Annotated in this window: 2 rRNA genes; both read left to right on the top strand. The window is 57.0% G+C overall.

Going from position 1 to position 1384, the window contains the following annotated elements:
- Positions 1–62 (top strand): 16S ribosomal RNA (locus tag ACZ4VI_RS34620); the annotation flags it as partial.
- 285 nt (positions 63–347) lie between these two features.
- Positions 348–1384 (top strand): 23S ribosomal RNA (locus ACZ4VI_RS34615); the annotation flags it as partial.

Raw genomic sequence — 1384 nt, 5'->3', positions numbered from 1 at the left:
CGATTGGGACGAAGTCGTAACAAGGTAGCCGTACCGGAAGGTGCGGCTGGATCACCTCCTTTCTAAGGAGCACAGCACCGATTGCAGGCAAATGTTCTGCACGGTCAGCTCATGGGTGGAACGTTGATTAGTTGGCACAGTCGGTGACCGAGAAACCGTTAGTACTGCTTCGGCGTGGAACACGGGATTCGAGGAACGGACTGTGCCTGGCACGTTGTTGGGTATCTGAGGGTACGGCCGGTTGGTCGAACCTTCGCGATGCCGGCCCCGGTAAAGCATCGAGTAATCGGTGTGTGACGGGTGGCTGGTCGTTGCTTGAGAACTACACAGTGGACGCGAGCATCTGTGGCCAAGTTTTTAAGGGCGCACGGTGGATGCCTTGGCACCAGGAACCGATGAAGGACGTGGGAGGCCACGATAGTCCCCGGGGAGCCGTCAACCAGGCTTTGATCCGGGGGTTTCCGAATGGGGAAACCCGGCAGTCGTCATGGGCTGTCACCCATGCCTGAACACATAGGGCATGTGGAGGGAACGAGGGGAAGTGAAACATCTCAGTACCCTCAGGAAGAGAAAACAACCGTGATTCCGGGAGTAGTGGCGAGCGAAACCGGATGAGGCCAAACCGTATGCGTGTGATACCCGGCAGGGGTTGCGCATACGGGGTTGTGGGATCTCTCTTCTGTCGTCTGCCGGCGACAGGACGAGTCAGAAACCGTTGATGTAGGCGAAGGACATGCGAAAGGTCCGGCGTAGAGGGTAAGACCCCCGTAGCTGAAACATCAACGGCTCGTTTGAGAGACACCCAAGTAGCACGGGGCCCGAGAAATCCCGTGTGAATCTGGCGGGACCACCCGCTAAGCCTAAATATTCCCTGGTGACCGATAGCGGATAGTACCGTGAGGGAATGGTGAAAAGTACCGCGGGAGCGGAGTGAAATAGTACCTGAAACCGTGTGCCTACAAGCCGTGGGAGCGTCGCTCACATCTTCGGATGTGGGTCGTGACTGCGTGCCTTTTGAAGAATGAGCCTGCGAGTTTGCGGTGTGTTGCGAGGTTAACCCGTGTGGGGAAGCCGTAGCGAAAGCGAGTCCGAACAGGGCGATTTAGTAGCGCGCTCAAGACCCGAAGCGGAGTGATCTAGCCATGGGCAGGTTGAAGCGGAGGTAAGACTTCGTGGAGGACCGAACCCACCAGGGTTGAAAACCTGGGGGATGACCTGTGGTTAGGGGTGAAAGGCCAATCAAACTCCGTGATAGCTGGTTCTCCCCGAAATGCATTTAGGTGCAGCGTCGTGTGTTTCTTGCCGGAGGTAGAGCACTGGATAGGCGATGGGCCCTACCGGGTTACTGACCTTAGCCAAACTCCGAATGCCGGTAAGTGAGAGC

It is taken from the genome of Streptomyces sp. NPDC029169 (assembly GCF_055563935.1).
Note: the sequence above shows the minus strand (reverse complement) of the source record. Positions and strands in the feature narration are given on the sequence as shown.